The organism is Pseudoalteromonas sp. P1-16-1b (assembly GCF_001401785.1).
GTDB classification, from domain to species: domain Bacteria; phylum Pseudomonadota; class Gammaproteobacteria; order Enterobacterales; family Alteromonadaceae; genus Pseudoalteromonas; species Pseudoalteromonas undina.
Window position 1 is genome coordinate 24,452 of sequence record NZ_LKGQ01000025.1, and the last position, 20,767, is coordinate 45,218.

The 20,767-nt window shown below is 40.8% G+C and carries 22 protein-coding genes; 19 read left to right on the top strand and 3 right to left on the bottom strand.

The features are described from left to right. The gene (gene fliD, locus AN392_RS15430) at positions 1–1,425 is read left to right on the top strand and encodes a flagellar filament capping protein FliD (protein ID WP_055013202.1); all 1,425 of its coding nucleotides are present in this window, start codon (positions 1–3) and stop codon (positions 1,423–1,425) included. Between the two features lie 186 nt (positions 1,426–1,611). Here the strand turns inward: fliD and AN392_RS15435 are convergent, their stop codons facing one another. Together AN392_RS15435 and fliS are read right to left on the bottom strand one after the other, a co-directional pair. Next, on the bottom strand, positions 1,612–1,935 hold the full coding sequence (locus AN392_RS15435; protein ID WP_200908289.1) for a hypothetical protein: 324 nt from the start codon (positions 1,933–1,935) through the stop codon (positions 1,612–1,614). After that, a complete protein-coding gene (gene fliS, locus AN392_RS15440; RefSeq protein WP_055013203.1) occupies positions 1,935–2,330 on the bottom strand; it encodes a flagellar export chaperone FliS in 396 nt (131 codons plus the stop codon). The genes AN392_RS15435 and fliS overlap by 1 nt, the downstream gene beginning before the upstream one ends. A gap of 367 nt (positions 2,331–2,697) precedes the next feature. On the opposite strand from fliS, the gene AN392_RS15445 reads away from it, so the two are divergent. Then, positions 2,698–4,134: a sigma-54-dependent Fis family transcriptional regulator gene (locus AN392_RS15445; RefSeq protein ID WP_055013204.1), complete on the top strand. Its 1,437-nt coding sequence runs from the start codon at positions 2,698–2,700 to the stop codon at positions 4,132–4,134. Positions 4,135–4,265: 131 nt separating this feature from the next. Here AN392_RS15445 and AN392_RS15450 read toward each other — a convergent pair whose 3' ends face one another. Further along, the gene (locus AN392_RS15450; RefSeq protein ID WP_055013205.1) at positions 4,266–4,853 is read right to left on the bottom strand and encodes a DNA-3-methyladenine glycosylase I; all 588 of its coding nucleotides are present in this window, start codon (positions 4,851–4,853) and stop codon (positions 4,266–4,268) included. 129 nt (positions 4,854–4,982) lie between these two features. Here AN392_RS15450 and AN392_RS15455 point away from each other — a divergent pair, with 129 nt between their 5' ends. The 17 genes from AN392_RS15455 (at position 4,983) to flhB (ending at position 20,743) form a co-directional block, all read left to right on the top strand. Next, positions 4,983–6,098, top strand: coding sequence for a PAS domain-containing sensor histidine kinase (locus AN392_RS15455; RefSeq protein ID WP_055013206.1), 1,116 nt, complete (start codon positions 4,983–4,985; stop codon positions 6,096–6,098). Next, positions 6,091–7,515 (top strand): sigma-54 dependent transcriptional regulator, encoded by a 1,425-nt coding sequence (locus AN392_RS15460; RefSeq protein ID WP_054201724.1) that lies wholly within the window; start codon positions 6,091–6,093, stop codon positions 7,513–7,515. The genes AN392_RS15455 and AN392_RS15460 overlap by 8 nt, the downstream gene beginning before the upstream one ends. 156 nt (positions 7,516–7,671) lie before the next feature. After that, positions 7,672–8,004, top strand: a complete 333-nt coding sequence (fliE, locus tag AN392_RS15465; RefSeq protein WP_010387900.1) for a flagellar hook-basal body complex protein FliE — start codon at positions 7,672–7,674, stop codon at positions 8,002–8,004. A gap of 20 nt (positions 8,005–8,024) precedes the next feature. Continuing rightward, positions 8,025–9,740 carry a flagellar basal-body MS-ring/collar protein FliF gene (gene fliF, locus AN392_RS15470; RefSeq protein WP_054201723.1) on the top strand — a complete coding sequence of 572 codons (1,716 nt, stop codon included), beginning with the start codon at positions 8,025–8,027 and terminating at the stop codon, positions 9,738–9,740. Continuing rightward, on the top strand, positions 9,733–10,773 hold the full coding sequence (gene fliG, locus AN392_RS15475) for a flagellar motor switch protein FliG (protein WP_010387902.1): 1,041 nt from the start codon (positions 9,733–9,735) through the stop codon (positions 10,771–10,773). The genes fliF and fliG overlap by 8 nt, the downstream gene beginning before the upstream one ends. A 3-nt stretch (positions 10,774–10,776) precedes the next feature. Continuing rightward, on the top strand, positions 10,777–11,580 hold the full coding sequence (gene fliH, locus AN392_RS15480) for a flagellar assembly protein FliH (RefSeq protein WP_055013207.1): 804 nt from the start codon (positions 10,777–10,779) through the stop codon (positions 11,578–11,580). Positions 11,581–11,597: 17 nt separating this feature from the next. Then, positions 11,598–12,932 (top strand): flagellar protein export ATPase FliI, encoded by a 1,335-nt coding sequence (fliI, locus tag AN392_RS15485; RefSeq protein WP_054201721.1) that lies wholly within the window; start codon positions 11,598–11,600, stop codon positions 12,930–12,932. Continuing rightward, positions 12,932–13,378 carry a flagellar export protein FliJ gene (fliJ, locus tag AN392_RS15490; protein WP_010387909.1) on the top strand — a complete coding sequence of 149 codons (447 nt, stop codon included), beginning with the start codon at positions 12,932–12,934 and terminating at the stop codon, positions 13,376–13,378. The genes fliI and fliJ overlap by 1 nt, the downstream gene beginning before the upstream one ends. 87 nt (positions 13,379–13,465) lie before the next feature. Beyond that, complete coding sequence (locus tag AN392_RS15495) at positions 13,466–15,277, top strand: flagellar hook-length control protein FliK (RefSeq protein WP_055013208.1); 1,812 nt, start codon at positions 13,466–13,468, stop codon at positions 15,275–15,277. Between the two features lie 57 nt (positions 15,278–15,334). Continuing rightward, positions 15,335–15,862: a flagellar basal body-associated protein FliL gene (gene fliL, locus AN392_RS15500; RefSeq protein WP_010387911.1), complete on the top strand. Its 528-nt coding sequence runs from the start codon at positions 15,335–15,337 to the stop codon at positions 15,860–15,862. Positions 15,863–15,871: 9 nt separating this feature from the next. Beyond that, on the top strand, positions 15,872–16,963 hold the full coding sequence (fliM, locus tag AN392_RS15505) for a flagellar motor switch protein FliM (RefSeq protein ID WP_010387912.1): 1,092 nt from the start codon (positions 15,872–15,874) through the stop codon (positions 16,961–16,963). A 20-nt stretch (positions 16,964–16,983) separates the two neighbouring features. Continuing rightward, positions 16,984–17,385: a flagellar motor switch protein FliN gene (gene fliN / locus AN392_RS15510; protein WP_010387913.1), complete on the top strand. Its 402-nt coding sequence runs from the start codon at positions 16,984–16,986 to the stop codon at positions 17,383–17,385. Then, a complete protein-coding gene (gene fliO, locus AN392_RS15515; protein ID WP_010387917.1) occupies positions 17,382–17,765 on the top strand; it encodes a flagellar biosynthetic protein FliO in 384 nt (127 codons plus the stop codon). Before fliN ends, fliO begins: the two co-directional genes overlap by 4 nt. A gap of 4 nt (positions 17,766–17,769) precedes the next feature. Beyond that, on the top strand, positions 17,770–18,510 hold the full coding sequence (gene fliP / locus AN392_RS15520; RefSeq protein ID WP_010387920.1) for a flagellar type III secretion system pore protein FliP: 741 nt from the start codon (positions 17,770–17,772) through the stop codon (positions 18,508–18,510). Positions 18,511–18,551: 41 nt separating this feature from the next. Then, positions 18,552–18,821 (top strand): flagellar biosynthetic protein FliQ, encoded by a 270-nt coding sequence (locus AN392_RS15525; RefSeq protein WP_010387922.1) that lies wholly within the window; start codon positions 18,552–18,554, stop codon positions 18,819–18,821. Positions 18,822–18,823: 2 nt separating this feature from the next. Beyond that, entirely contained in the window at positions 18,824–19,603 is a 780-nt protein-coding gene (fliR, locus tag AN392_RS15530) for a flagellar biosynthetic protein FliR (RefSeq protein WP_055013209.1), read from the top strand. A gap of 9 nt (positions 19,604–19,612) precedes the next feature. Then, positions 19,613–20,743, top strand: a complete 1,131-nt coding sequence (gene flhB / locus AN392_RS15535) for a flagellar biosynthesis protein FlhB (RefSeq protein WP_010387924.1) — start codon at positions 19,613–19,615, stop codon at positions 20,741–20,743. The last annotated feature ends 24 nt before the right edge of the window (positions 20,744–20,767 follow it).

Below are 20,767 nucleotides of genomic sequence, written 5' to 3' on the forward strand. Positions count from 1 at the left end.
ATGGCTATTTCATTTACAGGTATAGGTTCAGGGCTTCAAGTTAATGAAATTGTAACTGCTTTAGTGAATGCTGAAAAAAGCCCTTACCAAGCTCGAGTAACTAAACAGCAAGCAAACTTTACTACCGATATATCTGCAGTAGGTACCCTAAAAGCCTCTTTGGAAGAGCTTAATGGTTCACTAGAATCATTGGGTGACATCGAAAACTTTCAAAAGCGCACTATCAGTGGCAGTGACGACTTTGTTTCTTTAAGCTCTGAAAAAAACGCGCAAACCAATAATTACTCGATTAAAGTTAATAGTTTGGCTGAGAACCATAAGCTAACATCAAATGCTATAGCTGGCGATGAAGCGGTGGGAGAGGGTAAGCTCACGATTAGTTCTGGCTCTAACAGTTTTGACATAAATGTGTCAGACACAGCAAAGCTGGCTGATATACGTGACGCGATTAATAATTCTACCGATAACGACTCAGTTAATGCTACTATTATTACCGATGATACGGGGCAGCGATTAGTGTTATCAAGTAAAGAAACCGGCGCAGAAAACGCAATAAAAATTGTAGTTGATGATGTCGGTGATGGTGATAATACAGACTTGTCTGGCTTGTCTCGTCTTGCGTATGATAGTGATACAACATCAACAACGTATGCTGAAAACTTAAACGAAGTAACAGCAGCGACGGATGCTTCAATTACGATTGACGGAACGCTTGTGGCCTCAAGCAGTACCAATGAGTTTAAAGATGTTATTGAAGGCGTTACCATTAATGCTAAAAAAACTCACAATGCAGACGATGATTTAAGTAAAGCAACTATCACTGAAAATAATAATAATGTTGCTGCTGGATTAAAGTCGTTTGTAGAGAAGTTTAATGCATTTATTGATTTATCAAATCAGCTCGGTCGCTCTAGCGCTGAAGAGGGCGTTGGTGCACTTGCGGGTGATTCATTACTTAGAGGCTCTGTAAACCAAGTACGCTCGATGTTAACATCTGAATTTAGCACGGGTAATGGTAATACCGACTTTTTAGCTAACTTTGGTATTAGAACTGAGCGCTCAGGTAAGTTAAGTATTGATTCTGACGCTCTTAAAGCTGCCGTAGAAAGTGATCCACAAGCTATCCAAACGTTTTTTGTTGGCGAAAATGACGGTGATGGTTTTGTTGGCCAGTTAGATACTGTTATTAAAGGTTATACGGCCTCTGATGGTATTATTAGTTCACGTATTGAAGGGCGTGAAACACAACTCGATAAGCTACAAGATGAAGTTGATGCATTTAATAGCCGAATGAAAAAGTATGAAGAGCGACTATATAGCCAATACAATGCCATGGATATATTAGTTGCTAACCTAAACTCGACAGGAAGTTACTTGCAGCAACAATTAGCTAACCTACCGGGTGTGGCTAAAAAGTCTAGCTAAATAGCATTGTTTAGTAAATAAAGCCTGGCTTGTTAGTCAGGTTTTTTTATACCTGTTCGCTTATTGGTAATTAACAACGCTTGGTTTATAGTGAACTTTCAGGCTATAAAAATACAGAGTGATAAATCAATTAATCACTCTGTAAAGGGGAATAAAATAGGGGGTTAGCTAAGGCAAGCAGTGTTTTTAAATATTAGATTTATACTTATTTACAGCTTTTTTATTTTTTTGATTACCAACTATTTTAACCGCTAATAGTTGCTTTTGATTATCTATTTTAACAGATAGCTGTTCTATTAGGTTAATTAAAAACTCAAGTTCAGTGGCTGAATAATGAGTTTTTTCTCTAGAAAGTGAGCTACTTATGTGAATATCAAGTTTATTATGAATATTCAGCGCTTGCTCAATATCCCAATCTTCTGAGTCAGCAATCAAACTTACTAGCTCATTGCAATATGCTCGAGTCTCACTATCTTTAACTTGTGAGCTTGTAACCTGCTTTAAAACCATTATGACTGTGGTTCTCTTTGTTCGAATGGAATTGCTTCCCAACCTGATTTAATCTCTTTAATTAAGGTGATTACTTCATCAATTTTATCAATGTTATTTTCAAGGTTCGCGGTTAATAAGCTGCGCTGACAGTAATCGTACAAAGAGTCTAAGTTAGTTGATACTTCATTATTGTGTTCAAAATTTAATACTTGCTGCAAAGCACCAAGTAGCACAATACAATCAGAGATTGCGTTGCCTTTTTTTTCTAACTCTTTACGTTCAATAAACCCTTTAGCAGCTGATAACTTACCAACAATATTAACAAACACGAGTTTGACTTGATCATAAGGCGTCATTTCTTTAACGCTGCTAACTGTAATTTGACGGTATTTATTGATTGATGCGTGCGCCATAGGTAATTCCTTAAATTTTAATTACATGTGTAGAACCTTAAGCAAGTTTAGTTCCAACATAAGTTTGACTATTACTTATCGGCCAAAACAGTCACACCTTTAAGTAATAATAGCAGTTTTTATGAGTTTCTTCTGTGTGAAATCGTATCATTTCCAATGGCAAAAATGTGTTAGGTAATTCATCCTAAGTGGGTAGTCCGTTATAAATAGTTAAAGAGTTATTAGTTATAAAGTATTGACTTTTCAGGCGGTGTGTCTGTTTTTTGGCGTTAATGTCAAAAAATCGCCGCTATTACTTGCATCCAAATCCAACTGGCTTACAATTTGATTAATAAAACAAATTAGTGAAATAAATGGCTCGCTAAAAATGATCTTAATTTTAGATAATAATAATAATCGCTCTATTGGATTATATGCATCGCTTACTTTTATTGGTGAGGCGGTACAGTTGCAAACAGAAGCTGACTTTGAGCAGGCATGTAGTCACTATCAAAATAAAGAATGTATTGTGGTATTAGGGGCGTTGCAGTCTTTAGATCATGAAAGTTTAATTAAACGATACCCAACATTTCCTTTTTTATTGATTGGTGAAACGCTCAAACCGCTACTGAGTCTCGCCAATGTTGTTGGACTAATTTGTGAGCCATTTACTCATGAAGTTACCACTCAGTTACTACATGATTGCCAGCAATATCAGCGTATGCTGCCTCATGAGCATCAACATAATAAAGAAAAAAGCACCTTTGATGGACTTGTAGGTGAAACCAAAGCCGTAAAAGATTTACGCTTTTTAATTACTCAAGTTGCTAAAACCGATGCCAACGTGCTTATTTTAGGTGAGTCGGGCACGGGTAAAGAAGTGGTTGCTCGTAATGTGCATCTGCTTTCTAAGCGTAACAAAGGCCCATTTGTACCAGTAAACTGTGGGGCAATTCCTGCGGAGTTATTAGAAAGTGAACTATTTGGCCATGAAAAAGGTGCATTTACCGGGGCTATTTCAGCACGTAAAGGCCGGTTTGAATTGGCGCAAGGTGGCACGCTATTTTTAGATGAAATAGGGGATATGCCGCTGCAAATGCAGGTTAAGTTACTGCGAGTACTACAAGAGCGTAGCTATGAGCGCGTTGGCGGTACCAAAGCGATTCAAGCCGATGTACGTGTTATTGCTGCAACCCACCGCGACCTTGAAAGCATGATTGAAAAAGGCTCATTCCGAGAAGATTTATACTATCGCTTAAATGTTTTTCCTATTGAGAGTCCATCACTTGCTCAACGTGCAGAAGACATCCCTTTGCTACTTAAAGAGCTAATGCGCCGTGTAAATGAACAAAGCGGTACTACGGCTAAGTTTACAGAGCGTGCTATTGATAGTTTAAAAGAGCATTCTTGGCCGGGTAATATTCGTGAGCTTGCGAACCTAGTTGAGCGTATGGTTATTATGTTCCCTGACAAGGTGGTGGATGTTCCTGACTTACCTAACAAATACCGCTACATTGAAGTTGAAGCCTATGAGCCACAGTATCCAGAAGAACTGATGGAGCGTGATGCGTTTAATGATATTTTTAGCGGCGGATTTAGTGAAGACGAAATAGACCTTGAAGATGATTTTGCTCAAACGGCACCGGGTTTATTGCCCGATGAAGGTATTGAGCTTAAGGAGTACTTAGCTGAGCTTGAAATTAACTTAATCACCCAGGCATTAGAGCGCTTTGATTACGTTGTTGCCCGTGCTGCTGAAGTACTTGGCGTAAGGCGAACCACACTGGTCGAAAAAATGAAAAAATATAACTTGTCTAGGGATTAAGAGCAAAGTGCAGGCGTTATATTTTAGGTTTTAGGTTTTAGGTTAGAAAAGCTAAACACTACGTTTAATGCAAACTCTGTGCTATACTTTTCAGCGGATTTACCTCGCGTCTCGTAACCCGAAACCCGCCCTTAGCCTAACTTTTTAACTTCTTCCTTCCTAAAACAATTATTACTATGATCGTTAACCATTCCACAGGCCTGCATGTAGGCATACACTGTGGTTGGGCCTAAAAATTTAAAGCCACGCTTTTTTAAATCCTTCGCAAATAGCGTCGATGCCTCAGTAACTGCAGGGTAGTCGGCCAGTGTTTCTAGATCGTTTACCTGAGGTTTATTACCAACAAATCGCCACTGATAATCACTAAAACTGCCAAACTCTTCTTGAATAGTAATAAAGCATTTTGCGTTATTAATTGTTGCGACAATTTTTAAGCGGTTGCGAACTATGCCCGCATTTTGCATTAATTTTTCTATGTCGTGTTCAGTAAAGGCCGCTACTTTGCGTACATCAAAATTGGCAAAGGCATTTTTATAATTCTCACGCTTTTTTAATATGGTATACCAGCTGAGTCCTGCTTGTGCCGATTCTAATGTTAAAAACTCAAAAAGTAGTTGATCGTCATACACAGGGACGCCCCATTCATGATCATGATAATCCACATAGTCAGGTTTTGTTGTATCTAACCATGGGCAACGGCACTGAATCTCTTTATTCATGCATTTTCCTTTGCGCGTCATTTTTACGACACGTATTTTTACGGTTTAATCTATTGAATTTACTGGTAAATAATTTTGGTACATATTGTGCATTGGCTACTGTGTCTACATTATTTTAGAGAGTTGATTATGGCCCTTGCAAGTGTGCTAAAACCCCAGTTTATTTCTGCTAACCAGTATAACCCATGTTTACTGCAAGAGGAGTATGTTGGTGAGTTGAGTGATTTGCGTCAACAGGCAAGTTGGCTTTCTCATTTAGTTGATACTATGCCTGCGGGCGTGATTGTACTCGATGGTAAAGGAATGATCGCTAAAGCGAATCAAATTGCTATCGATATGCTCGGTGAACCACTAGAAGGTGAGAAGTGGTTTAGTGTTATTCAGCGATCATTTCGTCCTCATCAAGATGATGGTCATGAAGTGTCGTTAAAAGATGGACGCTTAATAAAACTCGATATTACCGCACTTGCGCCAGAGCCAGGGCAACTTATATTAATGACCGATTTGACTGAAACCCGACGCTTACAAAAACGAGTCGCGCATATGCAGCGTTTAAGTGCGTTAGGTAAAATGGTGGCATCTTTGGCTCATCAAGTACGCACACCGTTATCAGCAGCTATGTTGTATGCTGCCAACTTAGGCTCAAAGCGCTTACCGGAAGCATCACGCGGCAGTTTTCACACAAAATTAATGTCTCGCTTGAAAGATTTAGAAACTCAAGTAAACGACATGCTGCTATTTGCTAAAAGTGGCGATCAACAGGTGGTTGAGCAAGTGTCAATGCAACAGTTACTCAGTGAAGTAAAAGCCGGTGCCGATGCCATGGTAGCGCTCAATGATAGCGAATTAAATGTGAGCTTACCTGAACCCGATATAGAAATTATGGGTAATAAAACCGCATTAGCAAGCGCTATTCAAAACCTAATTCACAACAGTATTCAAGTTATTGGCAGTGGCGCGCAGGTTTACCTTAGCGCCCAGCGTGACAAACAAGACTCTGACTTTGTGCGCATTAGCGTTAGTGACAATGGTCCAGGCATTAACTTAGTCCAGAGCGAGAAAATATTTGAACCTTTTTATACCACTAAAAGCCAAGGTACAGGCTTAGGGCTTGCCGTTGTTAGTTCGGTAGCCAGTGCGCATCAGGGAAGGGTTGAGGCAAACAACAACCCACACGGGGGAGCAATTTTTAGTATGTTGCTGCCTATTAGTGTCACATCTAAATTAGGGGAGTCACATGAGTAACACTATTTTAGTTGTAGAAGACGACGCCGGACTTCGTGAAGCATTAATTGATACTCTAGAAATGTCGGGCATCGCTTGCACGGCAGCCAGTAGTGCAGAGCAAGCCATGTTGTTATTAAAAAAAGATGTATTTTCACTGGTGGTCAGTGATGTACAAATGGGCGAAATGAGTGGCTTAGATTTATTACGCAGTATTAAATTAAATCACCCTGATTTACCCGTTTTAATGATGACGGCCTATGCCACTATTGATGATGCGGTTGAAGCCATGCGCCTAGGCGCGATTGATTATATGGCTAAGCCATTTGCACCAGAAGTGCTATTGAACATGGTGAGCCGTTACTTACCTGAAAAGGAAAAAGAAACAGACGGTCCTATTGTTGCCGACCCTAGTAGTATTCAATTACTTGAACTTGCAGGTAAAGTTGCTCGTTCAGATGCCAGTGTAATGGTACTTGGGCCAAGTGGCTCAGGTAAAGAAGTGCTGGCACGGTATATTCATGACAAGTCAAAACGCTGCAATGAACCATTTGTAGCAATTAACTGTGCTGCTATTCCTGAAAACATGCTTGAAGCTACTTTGTTTGGCTACGAAAAAGGCGCGTTTACTGGTGCGATTCAGGCCTGCCCGGGTAAGTTTGAACAAGCACAGGGTGGGACTATCTTACTTGATGAAATCACCGAAATGGATTTAGGCTTACAAGCTAAACTACTGCGGGTATTACAAGAACGCGAAGTTGAGCGTTTAGGCGGTCGGAAAACTATTTCGCTAGATGTACGTGTGCTTGCAACCAGTAACCGCGAATTAAAAGAGGCCGTTGCTGAAAATCAGTTCCGCGAAGATTTATATTATCGACTCAATGTGTTTCCTTTACTGTGGCGACCTCTGTGTGAGCGTCCTGGCGACATTATTGTACTTGCTAAGCATTTAATTGAACGTCACTTAAGTAAAAGCAAAGAGCCAATGGCGTATCTAGATACAAGCGCTGAACAAAAGCTACTTAGCCATAGCTGGCCGGGTAACGTTCGAGAGCTGGATAACGTTATTCAACGTGCTTTAATTTTACGCAGTGGCAGTACTATTGATGAGCATGCAATTTTTATCGAAAATTTAACCCCAACTCAGTTTGTGGTTGAAACAACAACAGTGCCGGAGCCTATAAAAAGTAATCTCAGTAACGCTTATTATGATGAAAAAACAATGCCCGAAGATGAGCAAAAAAATGATTTGCTCGCCTTAGACACGGGGAGTTATAAAGATGAACTTAAAGATAAAGAACATCGCATAATTTTAGAAACCTTGGCGCGTTGCCAAGGGAAGCGTAAAGAAGTAGCCGAAACCTTAGGTATAAGTCCACGTACTTTGCGTTACAAATTAGCGCAAATGCGCGATTTAGGTATTTCCCTCCCAGCATAACCTCAACAGCCCTAAAACTAAGTAACACATTTTAGGGCTGTCAAAACTCTGACTACGTAAATTTATAGTTCAACATATTGTTTTAATTGGTTTTTATTTTTGGCATGCTTTGTGCTTTATTCTCTTTAAGAGTTTACTGCATTATCAGAGACAATTATGAAAATTCAAAACAGTGCTTTATTTCAAGAAATGCAATCTATGGCTTCAGAAGCCACGCGTAGTAACCAAGTTAATAACTTGCCAACGCAAGTGCAATCAACGTCTACAGCACAATTTGGTGATATGTTGAGTAATGCACTTAATACAGTGCATGAGCTTCAGCAAGACACAGGACAAAAAAGAAAAGCAGTTGAGATGGGCGACAGAAGCGTATCGCTTGCTGAGGCGATGATTGCCTCGCAAAAGTCTTCTGTGGCATTTGAAGCTACGGTACAGGTTCGTAATAAGCTTGTTGAATCTTACAAAGAAATTATGAACATGCCTGTTTAACTAGGTAGTGGAGAATTATTGTGGCGCAATCTAATCAATCAACAGATCTGGCACTTGCTGATGGCATGATGGAGCAAAGTGAAACTGAAGATCAACAAGAGCAAAAATCAGGCTATTTCAGCGCCCTAGGTGGTGTTGATGTTTTACGTCAAATTACCCTGATTGTTGCATTGGCCATTTGTTTGGCTATTGCTATCTTCGTGATTATCTGGGCTCGTCAGCCAGATATGCGCCCATTAGGTAAAATGCAAACTCAAGAGTTAATTGAAACACTCGACTTTTTAGATGCGCAAAAAATTGACTATGAACTTGATGGTAATGTGGTGTCGGTTGATGAAACTGAGTATCAAAATATTAAGTTACTGATGACCCGTGAAGGCTTAGATCAAGGGCCGACATCAGGTAGCGATATTATTATGCAAGACATGGGGTTTGGAGTAAGCCAACGTTTAGAACGTGAGCGCCTTAAACATGGTCGCGAGCAACAGCTTGCCCGTACTATTGAAGAGCTAAACAACGTTACTCGCGCCAAAGTACTATTAGCTATTCCAAAAGAAAATGTATTTGCTCGTCGAGAGAAAAAACCCTCAGCAACAGTAGTATTAACGCTTAAGCGTGGTCGCTCACTAGATAGCGAAGAAGTTGACTCAGTAGTTGATATGATTGCTTCAGCGGTGCAAGGGCTAGAGCCTTCTCGCGTAACGGTGACCGATCAAAACGGTCGCTTATTAAATTCAGGTTCGCAAACCTCTTTGGCTGCACGCTCTCGTAAAGAATACGACCTAGAGCGTAAACGTGAGCAAGAATACCTAGAAAAAATTGACAGCATTCTAATTCCCGTCGTTGGCTTGGGTAATTACACCGCCCAAGTAGATTTAAGCATGGACTTTAGTGCAGTAGAAGAAACACAAAAACGTTACAACCCAGATTTACCGGCAGTAAGAAGTGAAACCACTTTCGAAGAAAATAATATCGGTGGTTTAGCGGTAGGTATTCCTGGTGCACTTACTAATCAGCCTCCGGTTAACTCAACGATACCTGAAGATGCAATGGCTGGCGGTGCAGGCACTGCAACCTCTCCAAGTCGTACTCACAAAGAAGCTACCCGTAACTATGAACTTGATACCACTATTTCTCATAAACGTCAGCAAACGGGTGTGATCCGCAGAATTAGTGTGTCTGTAGCGGTCGATTACTTACCCACGGTAGGTGAAAACGGTGAAACAACCATGACACCACGCTCGGTAGAAGCTTTGTCAAATATTCGTCGCTTGTTACAAGGTGGCGTAGGCTTTGATATGCAACGTGGCGATGCACTTGAAGTAGTGACCGTGCCATTTGTTCGTGAAGACTCAGCGCTTGATTTCGAATTGCCTTTATGGGAACAAGACTGGTTTATGAAAATGATGCGCTTAGTATTAGGTGCGCTGGTTATTATTGTACTGATTTTAGCTGTAGTTAAGCCTATGCTTAAGCGCTTAATTTACCCAGATAATACTCTTGAAGAATATGATGAAGACTCTCTTAGTTCAGGTGTTGACCTTGGTGACAGCACATTAGATATGCTAAATAATGACTTTGATTCTGCTTCAGTTGGCTTCTCAAGCGATGGTACACTACAGTTACCAGACCTACATGGCGACGAAGACTTATTGAAAGCGGTTCGTGCCCTTGTAGCCAATGAACCAGAACTATCATCACAAGTAGTGAAAGCGTGGTTAACAGAAGATGACTGATCAAGAACAAAAACAACTACCACCGGCGTTTGATGTTGATAAGCTCGATGGTGTAGATAAAGCGGCGATATTATTGCTAAGTTTATCTGAAGAAGATGCAGCGCAAATCCTAAAGCACTTAGAGCCAAAGCAAGTGCAAAAGGTAGGTATGGCCATGGCGGCAATCGATGATTTGTCGCAAGCTAAAATCAGCGCAGTGCACAACTTGTTTATCGAACAAATTCAAAGCTTTAGTACGATAGGTTTTCAGTCTGAAGATTTTATCAAAAAAGCACTTACTGCTGCATTAGGTGAAGATAAAGCTGCCAGCTTAATAGACCAAATTGTTATGGGATCAGGCGCCAAAGGGCTTGATTCATTAAAATGGATGGACTCAAAGCAGGTAGCGAATATTATTCGTAATGAGCATCCGCAAATTCAAACAATTGTGCTTTCTTATTTAGAGCCGGAACAATCTGCTGAGATTTTAGCGCAATTTCCTGAAAAAGTGCGCTTAGATTTAACCATGCGTATTGCCAATTTAGAAGAAGTTCAACCCGCGGCTTTACAAGAATTAAACGAAATTATGGAAAAACAATTCGCTGGTCAAGCGGGCGCACAAGCTGCGAAGATGGGTGGCTTAAAAGCGGCTGCAGATATTATGAACTACCTCGATACCAATGTTGAAGGGCAGTTAATGGATTCTATCCGTGAGCATGACGAAGAAATGTCGCAACAAATTCAAGACTTAATGTTTGTCTTCGAAAACTTAATGGATGTAGAGGATCGAGGTATTCAAGCAATTTTACGTGAAGTGCCTCAAGATGTACTGATGAAGGCGATTAAAGGCACTGACGAAGCGCTTAAAGAGAAGATTTTGGGTAACATGTCAAAACGTGCAGCAGAAATGCTTGCTGATGACTTAGAAGCTATGGCACCAGTGCGTATTAGTGAAGTAGAAGCAGCACAAAAAGAAATACTGTCAACAGCTCGTCGTCTATCAGATTCAGGTGAAATTATGCTTGGTGGTGGCGGTGGTGAGGAGTTCTTATAATTTATGAGTAACTCAAAAGGTCGCCCGTTACACGCTGATGAAGCTGATGAGCTATTAAAAAATTGGCCAATTCCAGATGTTGCGCCAGATGAGCGAAGTTTTGGCAATCGTTCGACCGCTTTTGGTACGCCATTGGCAGAGCTATACCATAAAGAAATGGCCAAAGAGCAAGATGAAGAGCCCGAAGAACAAGAGTTACCTTCTCTTACTATGGTGGAGCTTGAGCGCATTCGCCAAGATGCGTATGAGGAAGGTCTTAAGCAAGGACACGAGCAAGGCTATATAGATGGTTTTGATAAAGGCGTAACTGAGGGAAAAGAAGCTGGTTACAAAGAAGGTGTTGAGCTGGGTAAAACCCAAGGTCAAGAAGAGGTTAAACCTTTGATGGATGAGCAGTTAACTCACTTACGCAGCTTGTTAGATAGTTTATCTGATCCACTTAAAAAAGTGGATGAGCAAGCAGAAAAGCAGTTAGTGCAGTTAGCAACTATGCTCAGTGAAGCAATCATTTATCAAGAGATAAAAACTTCGCCTGATATTATCTTACATACCTTGAAAAAAAGCATTGATGCATTGAATGCAGAGCAACAGAAAGTTAAAATTCATCTTCACCCAGAAGACCTAACACTTATAAAAACCAGTTATGGCGAGCAAGCTATTGAAGATAATCATTGGCAGTTAATTCCAGAGCCTACATTGGAGCGCGGCGGTTGTGAAGTTAAGACAACACTATCGTCTTTAGATATGACCTTGAAAACTCGTGTCAAAGAAACATTGGATAGTTTTTTGCATAATAGTGGTATCTAACTTTTTATTGGCGTGCAATGTCTGTGAGCGATACTTCATTAAGCGAACGCTTATCTCAATACCAACAACATATTAAAACCCCAGCCCCTGCGGTTGCGGGTGTTTTAACCCGTGTGGTTGGTTTAACACTTGAAGCAAAAGGCCTGCGAGCTCCAGTAGGCAGCCAATGTAAAATTGAAACCATGAGCGGCTTTGTTGATGCCGAGATTGTTGGTTTTAATGATCAAACCTTATATTTAATGCCCAATGATCATATCTCAGGTGTACTTCCTGGTGCCCGAGTTATTCCTCAAGTTAATGACACTGGTTTACCTGTTGGTATGAGTTTACTTGGCCGAGTTGTCGACGGTTTAGGGCGACCTTTAGATGGGCTAGGGAAAATAAACGCAGAACACACACTTAAATTCGCTCAAAACGCAATAAATCCACTGGCAAGACGCCCCATTAGTAAACCCATGGATGTGGGAGTACGCGCTATTAACTCAGTAATTACCGTAGGCCAAGGCCAGCGTATGGGCTTATTTGCAGGCTCCGGTGTGGGTAAATCTGTACTATTGGGCATGATGACTCGAGGCAGTGAAGCCGATGTAATTGTAGTGGGTTTAGTCGGTGAGCGTGGCCGAGAAGTAAAAGAATTTATTGAAGAAATACTGGGTGTTGAAGGACGTAAACGCTCAGTTGTTGTGGCAGCGCCTGCTGATGCTTCGCCATTAATGCGATTAAAAGGCTGTGAGAGTGCAGTCACCATTGCAGAATACTTTCGAGATCAAGGGCTAAACGTATTGTTACTGCTTGACTCGGTAACGCGTTATGCCATGGCGCAGCGTGAAATAGCACTTGCTGTGGGTGAGCCTCCTGCTACCAAAGGTTATCCGCCTTCAGTATTTGCTAAATTACCCGCATTAGTGGAACGTGCTGGTAATGGCGGAGAAGGGCAAGGCTCTATTACTGCCTTTTTTACTGTACTGAGTGAAGGTGATGACATGCAAGACCCGATAGCCGATGCCGCACGTGCCATACTTGATGGGCATATTGTTTTATCGCGTGATTTAGCCGACAGCGGTCATTACCCTGCTATTGATATAGAAAAGTCTATTTCTCGAGTAATGCCACAAGTGGTTTCAGAGCCACATATGCAGCAAGCTCGGGTGCTTAAACAAGTATATTCTATGTATCAACAGAACAAAGACATGATCACCTTGGGTGCTTATCAAAAAGGCAGTGACCAAATGCTTGATCAGGCAATAAACATGATGCCAAGAGTGAACGCATTTTTACAGCAAGGCATGCGTGACGTGATTAGTTATGATGATGGCCTACAAGGGCTCGCACAATTATTAGGACAAGCATAATGGCAAAAAATAAACTACATTTGCTGCTTAAGCTTGAAAATGAAAAAGAAGAAACATTACGCATGAGCTACTTGCAAGCAAATCAAAACTTGCAGCTAAATCAGCAAAAGCTTCAAGGCTTAAATGACTTTCGACTTGAATATACGCAGCAACTTCATATTAAAGGGCAATCGGGCTTATCAAGTGCCGGGTTTAGCCAGTATCACGCATTCATAGCTAAGATTGAAGAGGCGACTCGCCAACAAGCGAGTACCGTTAATACTGCAAAACAAGTCGTGAGCCAGCGTAAAACGTTATGGTTAAAACAACAAGTTAAAGCGAAAGCGGTTGCTAAGCTAATTGAAAAGCAACAGTTAAAAGCGGATATGCTGGTGGCTAAGAATGAACAAAAAATGTTAGATGAGTTTTCTTCTAATCAATTTTATCAAAGGAATAAAGCACTATAAGGTAGGCATACTAATTGCTTGTGTTCTATTAGAGCAATGTTTTTTAGGATTGTGCGGTGGGCTGTTGCCGCTTTTATTAGGTGATTTATGGCGATGAATGATATTTCAATGTTGGCGGTATCTGAGCAAGACTCATACTTAGTTAAAAAAGACAGTGATAAAGCAAAACTAGATAGTGGTAATGATGCTGGTTTTTTCGACCAACTAGCTCTTGCGAACCAAGCTTCTGAAACACAAGATTCAGAGGTCAAAGCGCCACACAAACAGCCTTCAGATGAACAACCCGACCTAAAAGAGCAAACTAGCGAAGAAAAGCCTTTGAGCGGTGAAGACATGTTGGCGCAAATTAATGCGGCACAAGTAATTGACACCTCAGTAAAAAATAATTCTCATAGCGGCGCAGAGTTAATAGATAAAGACGGTGTCAAAATAAACATCAAGCCTGAAGATAAGCTTGCACCTATTGTTATTAATTTGCCAAGTGATGAAATTGTTGATGATGCAGCTATTTTACAAGCACAAAATGCTGTAGGTGCTGAGTCAGCGAGCAAAACTGCAGCTGAGTCTTCACAGCTTGGAACTAAATCGATAGCGACAGCTGCCATAGCCGGAGAATCTGAGACTGTTAAAAATGAGCAAGCGGTTGCTAAACCATCAGATAAGCCGACTGATACTACGAGTACTAAAGCATCGATAGACGCCTCTGTTTTAGCGCTGTTATCAAAAGATGATAATGAAATTAAAGCAGATAAACTCTTAGCAAATTTAACGCCTTCACAACAAGATGAACTAGCTACTAAGCTTGATGCGATGAGCAAACCTATTGATAAAGACAATGTAGCGGATTTAAAGCAATTACTCAGTAAGTATGTTAGCGAAAGCGAGAAACCGCAAACTCCTCAACAAGCCATTAATACACAAATAAGTACGTTAACTACCCCAGAAAAACAGGCATTGCTTAATCAGATGCAGGCATACATTAAAAGTGAGCCTCTATCTACTAAAGAACTTACTTTATTAAAAGGGGTTATCAGTGATTTAGAAACAGCTATCAACGCAGACACTTTGTCTAGTGCCAAAGATAAACCGCTGTTTGCTAATAATACGTTGATAGCAGGTGTTACAACTAAAACACAACAAGGTACAGAGTCGGCTAATGTAAAACCTGAACTAAAATCAGAAAGCTCTAAATCGATAGCCGAAACGCCTGAGGAGCTTGCTAAACAGCTTGATGTACTACAAAAAGAGAGTATGCGCGCCACTAACGCAGAGCAAATGCCACCGCGTGCCGCACAGATTTTTTCTCAAATCATTAATATATTTGATAAATCGTCGCTTAATACTATCGCTAAATACGATACTTTAGGCTACGAACAAGCTATTATTGAAGCGCAAAGTTTACAGGCCGGGCAGTTGCAAAGTACTGCACAAGCTAAACAGGTGAGCATTGATCCTGCCACCTTACAGGCATTAAATATTATTAAAAGTGATGCCGCAAAAATGCTACAAGAGCGCGTTACTTCAATGTTAAGCATTAATAACAAAGAAGCTGAAATTCGTTTAGATCCACCTGAAATGGGCAGTATGCAAATTCGTATTCGAAGTGATGCGGAGCAAGCACAAATAAACTTTGTAGTGCAAAATCAGCAAGCCAAAGAAGCGCTAGAGCAATCATTACCTAGGCTTAGAGAATTATTAATGCAACAGGGCTTAGAACTAGGTGAAAGCAGTATTTCTTATGGTGGTTCATCTCCAGAACAAAACGAGCAACAAGAAGGTCAGCCACAAGGTCAAATGGCTAATAATAGCTCTTCAGATGAGACAAATAGTGAGCAACCAGATAAGCAAACACATAGTTCTGGACAACAAACGTCATCATCAATAGATTACTATGCCTAAGTCCTGCTATTATAATAGTTAAAACAAGCAAATACCTTTGCGAATAAAGGAAATACAATGGCTGAAGATACTAATTTAGAAATAGAAGAAGTCAGTAAAAATAAAAGCAAACTCATTATAATTATAGCCGCTGTATTAGTTATTGTTGGCGGTGTAGCTGGTTACTTTTTACTATCGGGTGATGATGAGCCCGTAGAAACTTTAACAGATGATGCCGCCAGTGGTGAAGTAGCCGCAGAATCATCAAGCTCCTCGGCAACGGTCGGCAGTGCACTATATGTTGCTATGCCAAGACCTTTTATATTTAATGTTCCAGGGGCGAGCCGCGATAGAATTGTACAAATTAAAGTGCAATTGCTGGTGCGCGGAGATGGCAATGAAGAAACGGCTAAAAAACACATCCCACTGATTGAAGGCACGCTATTGAGTGTATTTTCAATGACCACCGCAGATGAACTTAGCACCAGTGTAGGCAAAGAAACACTGCGCTTTACTGCGCTTGATAAAGTGCAAGCAGCAATGATGGATGTGGAAGGAAGTAAAGTAATTGAGCGGGTACTGTTTACCGGCTTTGTGATGCAATAAGGGGTCAGTGTGAGCGATTTATTATCCCAAGACGAAATTGATGCGCTATTACACGGTGTTGATGAGGTCGAAGAGGAAGATATACACGACGGTGAAGACGGTGAGGGAAGTACACTACAGTATGACTTCTCTTCGCAAGATCGCATCGTGCGTGGTCGCATGCCGACACTTGAAATTGTTAATGAGCGATTTGCGCGCCATATGCGAATTAGCCTTTTTAACATGATGCGCCGCACCGCTGAGGTGTCAATTAACGGCGTGCAAATGATCAAATTTGGTGAGTATATTCACACCTTATTTGTACCAACCAGTTTGAATATGGTGCGTTTTCGCCCACTAAAAGGCACTGGCCTAATTACCATGGAGGCGCGATTAGTCTTTATACTGGTAGATAATTTCTTTGGTGGCGATGGTCGTTATCATGCCAAAATTGAAGGGCGTGAATTTACCCCAACAGAGCGCCGTATCGTACAAATGCTGCTAAAAATAATCTTTGAAGATTACAAAGAAGCATGGGCGCCGGTTATGGATGTGTCGTTTGAGTATCTTGATTCTGAGGTGAACCCTGCAATGGCTAACATTGTTAGCCCAACCGAAGTGGTGGTTATTAGCTCTTTTCATATTGAGCTTGATGGCGGCGGTGGTGACTTTCATATTGCGCTGCCTTACTCAATGCTCGAACCTATACGAGAGCTACTGGATGCAGGTGTTCAGTCTGATACTGAAGATACCGATTTACGTTGGAGCAAGGCACTTCGCGACGAAATAATGGATGTAGAAGTCGATTTGTCGACTCAGCTACTTGAAGTTGATTTAAGCTTAAAACAAATTATGGAGCTTAAGGCGGGGGATATCATTCCTGTTGAAATGCCAGAGCATATTACTGTGTTTGTTGAAGAGTTACCAACATTTAGAGCTAAAATGGGTCGCTCACGCGATAACGTTGCGCTACAAATTAGTGAAAAAATTAAACGCCCTGATTCAGTTAAATCTGAGCTGCATGTCTTTACTAAAGGCGGCAAAAAAATTGATTCAGATGCAGAATTAGCAGAACTAGAAGATGATTTACACCTTTCAAACGGTGTAGACTTAGACTGGTAATTGATTAAAAGGTTAAAAGTATGAGCGATGATCAAGATACGATGGACGAATGGGCAGCAGCACTTGCTGAGGCTGAGGGAACTGACGATGATAGTGCAGAGGTTAAAGTAACCGAGCTTGATGAGCTGGATGATTCAAAGCATGAGCTCAGCGGTGAAGAAAAACGTAAACTCGACACTATTTTAGATATTCCCGTTACTATTTCGATGGAAGTAGGGCGTTCTAAAATTAATATTCGTAACTTATTACAACTTAACCAAGGTTCAGTTGTTGAACTTGATAGGGTTGCTGGTGAGCCGCTAGATGTATTAGTTAACGGTACATTGATAGCACATGGTGAAGTGGTTGTGGTGAACGATAAGTTTGGTATTCGCTTAACGGATGTAATTAGTCAGGTTGAACGGATCAAAAAATTACGATGATAGCATTACTTGGTTTAAGCAATTCAGTGTTTGCAGCTACCGATGCTGCAACACCCACCACAGACATTATTTCAATGGTTATGTCGTTAGGTGTGGTGGTAGTGTTAATTTTAGTGTTGGCTTTTTTTGTTAAAAAGCTTAATCCAAATTTAACCAATAACGATGAATTCAAAGTGATCCGCAGTCTTCCTTTAGGCTCACGCGAGCGATTAATGGTAGTCGAGATAGATAATGCACAGCATCTATTAGGTGTAACCCCACATAGCATTAATTATTTACACAAGCTAGAAACTCCCCTAACAGAAAAAGAGTTACCAGAATTAGCTAAGCGTTTTGGCAAAATGTTGAATCCGCAACTTAATCAAAATAAAAAGAACTAATATCATGACTAAATGGCTGCTTTTCATATTTGCTATGGTATTCGTACCAGGAGTCAGTGCTGAAGGAATAGACGCGCTTACGATCACAAGTAATGCAGATGGCACGCAAGACTATTCAGTGACGCTACAAGTGTTAGCGATCATGACGGCTATGAGCTTTATTCCAGCAGCCATTATCATGATGACCTCGTTCACTCGAATTATTGTTGTTTTAGCTATTTTGCGCCAAGCGATTGGTTTACAACAAACGCCTTCTAATCAAGTATTACTTGGTATGTCGCTGTTTTTAAGTATTTTTATTATGGCGCCTATTTATGAGCAAATAAACGAACGCGCAATCGAACCGTACTTAAGTGAACAGGTAACATCACTAGAAGCACTCGATTTAGCTAAAGAGCCAATGAAAGCTTTTATGCTTTCTCAAGTACGATTAAAAGACTTAGAAACCTTTGCAAAAATAGCTGGGTACGATCAGCTTGATTCACCTGAAGCAACGCCATTGATAGTGCTTATTCCGGCGTTTGTGACCAGTGAGCTACAAACGGCCTTTATTATCGGTTTTATGTTCTTCATCCCCTTTTTGATTGTCGATTTGGTGGTTGCATCGGTGTTGATGGCCATGGGTATGATGATGCTATCTCCCATGATTGTATCGCTACCGTTTAAGATTATGTTGTTTGTATTGGTTGATGGTTGGAGCTTGGTGATGGGTACGCTCGCTAAAAGCTTTGGGTTGGGCACATAGTGGTGCTTTCTACTTTGAACCAATCACTCTAGGAGTCGCCCATGGAACCTGAAGTATTTGTTGATATTTTAAGTGGAGCCCTGTTTTTAGTGATTAAGCTGGTGTCTGCTATTGTGGTACCTGGTTTAATTATTGGTTTAGTAGTGGCAGTATTTCAGGCGGCAACCTCAATTAATGAACAAACACTGAGCTTTTTACCGCGTCTATTAATTACTATTAGTGCGTTAATAGTGGGTGGACATTGGTTTACTCAAGAGCTGATGGATTTTTTTAATCGCTTAGTGCTTCTTATACCCGAAATAGCAGGTTAACGATGGAGTTCCCATTTTCCGTTGTTATTCAATGGTTAAGTGATTTTTTACTGCCCTTGGTGCGTATTTGCTCAATGATCATGATAATGGCAGGTATTGGCGCCAAAAACGTTCCTTCTCGAATTAAAATGGGCTTGGCTGTTGTAGTCACATTTTTAGTTGTGCCTGTTCTACCTCCAGCTACATTTACTAATTTATTTTCTTTTGAAATGGTTTTAGTGGTGCTACAACAAATGCTGATTGGCGTTGCGATTGGTTTTGCATCCACACTACTGCTCAATACATTTGTGTTAGCTGGGCAAATCCTTGCTATGCAAACTGGTTTAGGTTTTGCGTCTGTTGTTGACCCCTCAAATGGAATGAGTGTACCTGCTGTAGGGCAGTTCTACCTCATTTTAGCTACCTTGTTATTTTTTGTATTTAATGGCCATTTAATGATGATTCAAATGGTGGTACATAGTTTTCAGGTATTGCCAATTGATGGTAATTGGTGGGCGGTTGATCATTATTGGGACATAGTGACATGGGGTGGTTGGATGTTTACCACTGCACTAGTGCTTTCGTTAGCGCCATTAACGGCCATGCTTGTAATTAATATGTCATTTGGCATCATGACCCGTGCTGCCCCACAGTTAAATATCTTCTCTATAGGCTTTCCGTTTACCTTAGTGGCAGGGCTCGTTATTATTTGGGCTACCCTCGGTAACTTTATCACTCAGTTTGAGTTCCAATGGCTAAAAATGGTTGAGCTAATGTGTACTCTAGTTGGTTGTTCCCCTTAGGAGAGCGTAATGGCTGAAGATTCAGGACAAGAAAAAACCGAAGAACCCACGCCCAAAAAAGTTGATGATGCCAAAAAGAAAGGCCAAATAGCGCGTTCTAAAGAGCTAGGTACTATGTTTGTACTCATTTTTTCAGCTATTTCTTTATTAATGTATGGCCCTGAAATTGGCAAAGGCTTGTATCGAATTATGGGCAGAATGCTTAGTCTTAATCGCAATGAAACCTACGACACCACAAAAATGTTTGCGGTGTGGGGGGAGGTGGCCGACGTACTGTTATTTCCTATGTCGATGTTTGTACTTATTATTGTACTGGCTGCGTTTATTGGTAACACCATGCTTGGCGGCTTTAATTTTAGCTGGCAGGCAGCTGCGCCCAAAGCCAGTAAAATGTCGCCAATGAAAGGTTTTACTCGGATGTTTGGCCCGCAAGCGGCTATTGAACTACTTAAGTCATTATTAAAGTTTGGCCTAGTGGCAACTTTCGCTATCTTTTTAATTAATGTTTATTTTGATGAAATATTACATTTAAGTATAGAAAGTGCGCCAGGCAATATCGTGCATGCTTTAGAAATATTAGCCTGGATGTTTTTAGGGTTATCATGCACCTTAATTATTATTGCAGCTATTGATGCGCCATTTCAAAGTTATAGCCATAACAAACAGCTTAAAATGACGATGCAAGAAGTAAAAGATGAATATAAAAACTCTGAGGGTGATCCGCAAATCAAAGCGCGTATCAGGCAAACCCAACGTCAAATGTCGCAAAAGAGAATGATGCAGGATGTTCCTGATGCCGATGTTATTGTTACCAACCCTACTCATTACTCAGTGGCTTTAAAATACGACACAGAGCGAGCTGGAGCGCCTATTGTACTAGCCAAAGGCGTTGACGAACTCGCTATGCAAATTCGTAAAATTGCTTTGGGTAATGAAGTGCCTATTGTTGAGTCGCCTACCTTAACGCGAGCGCTTTATCATACCGCTGAAGTAGGGGATCAAATTCCCGATCAGCTCTTTACTGCAGTTGCCCAAGTGCTTGCCTATGTATTTCAACTTAAACGGTTTAAAAAAGGCCGTGGAAAACGCCCTGTCGCGCTTAATAAAAAGCTGCCAATCCCTGATGAATTTAAGTATTAACCGCTAACCAACTAACTTGGAATA

Excerpts from the sequence above, each read along its gene's own strand:
- fliG (WP_010387902.1), top strand. The coding sequence starts at position 9,733 with ATGACTGATCAAGAACAAAAACAACTACCACCGGCGTTTGATGTTGAT.
- AN392_RS15455 (WP_055013206.1), top strand. The coding sequence starts at position 4,983 with ATGGCCCTTGCAAGTGTGCTAAAACCCCAGTTTATTTCTGCTAACCAG.
- fliP (WP_010387920.1), top strand. The coding sequence starts at position 17,770 with ATGACTAAATGGCTGCTTTTCATATTTGCTATGGTATTCGTACCAGGA.
- flhB (WP_010387924.1), top strand. The coding sequence starts at position 19,613 with ATGGCTGAAGATTCAGGACAAGAAAAAACCGAAGAACCCACGCCCAAA.
- fliD (WP_055013202.1), top strand. The coding sequence starts at position 1 with ATGGCTATTTCATTTACAGGTATAGGTTCAGGGCTTCAAGTTAATGAA.
- AN392_RS15525 (WP_010387922.1), top strand. The coding sequence starts at position 18,552 with ATGGAACCTGAAGTATTTGTTGATATTTTAAGTGGAGCCCTGTTTTTA.
- fliI (WP_054201721.1), top strand. The coding sequence starts at position 11,598 with ATGTCTGTGAGCGATACTTCATTAAGCGAACGCTTATCTCAATACCAA.
- AN392_RS15435 (WP_200908289.1), bottom strand. The coding sequence starts at position 1,935 with ATGGTTTTAAAGCAGGTTACAAGCTCACAAGTTAAAGATAGTGAGACT.
- fliO (WP_010387917.1), top strand. The coding sequence starts at position 17,382 with ATGATAGCATTACTTGGTTTAAGCAATTCAGTGTTTGCAGCTACCGAT.
- fliN (WP_010387913.1), top strand. The coding sequence starts at position 16,984 with ATGAGCGATGATCAAGATACGATGGACGAATGGGCAGCAGCACTTGCT.
- fliR (WP_055013209.1), top strand. The coding sequence starts at position 18,824 with ATGGAGTTCCCATTTTCCGTTGTTATTCAATGGTTAAGTGATTTTTTA.
- fliL (WP_010387911.1), top strand. The coding sequence starts at position 15,335 with ATGGCTGAAGATACTAATTTAGAAATAGAAGAAGTCAGTAAAAATAAA.
- fliE (WP_010387900.1), top strand. The coding sequence starts at position 7,672 with ATGAAAATTCAAAACAGTGCTTTATTTCAAGAAATGCAATCTATGGCT.
- AN392_RS15450 (WP_055013205.1), bottom strand. The coding sequence starts at position 4,853 with ATGAATAAAGAGATTCAGTGCCGTTGCCCATGGTTAGATACAACAAAA.
- fliH (WP_055013207.1), top strand. The coding sequence starts at position 10,777 with ATGAGTAACTCAAAAGGTCGCCCGTTACACGCTGATGAAGCTGATGAG.
- fliJ (WP_010387909.1), top strand. The coding sequence starts at position 12,932 with ATGGCAAAAAATAAACTACATTTGCTGCTTAAGCTTGAAAATGAAAAA.
- AN392_RS15460 (WP_054201724.1), top strand. The coding sequence starts at position 6,091 with ATGAGTAACACTATTTTAGTTGTAGAAGACGACGCCGGACTTCGTGAA.
- fliS (WP_055013203.1), bottom strand. The coding sequence starts at position 2,330 with ATGGCGCACGCATCAATCAATAAATACCGTCAAATTACAGTTAGCAGC.
- AN392_RS15495 (WP_055013208.1), top strand. The coding sequence starts at position 13,466 with ATGGCGATGAATGATATTTCAATGTTGGCGGTATCTGAGCAAGACTCA.
- AN392_RS15445 (WP_055013204.1), top strand. The coding sequence starts at position 2,698 with ATGATCTTAATTTTAGATAATAATAATAATCGCTCTATTGGATTATAT.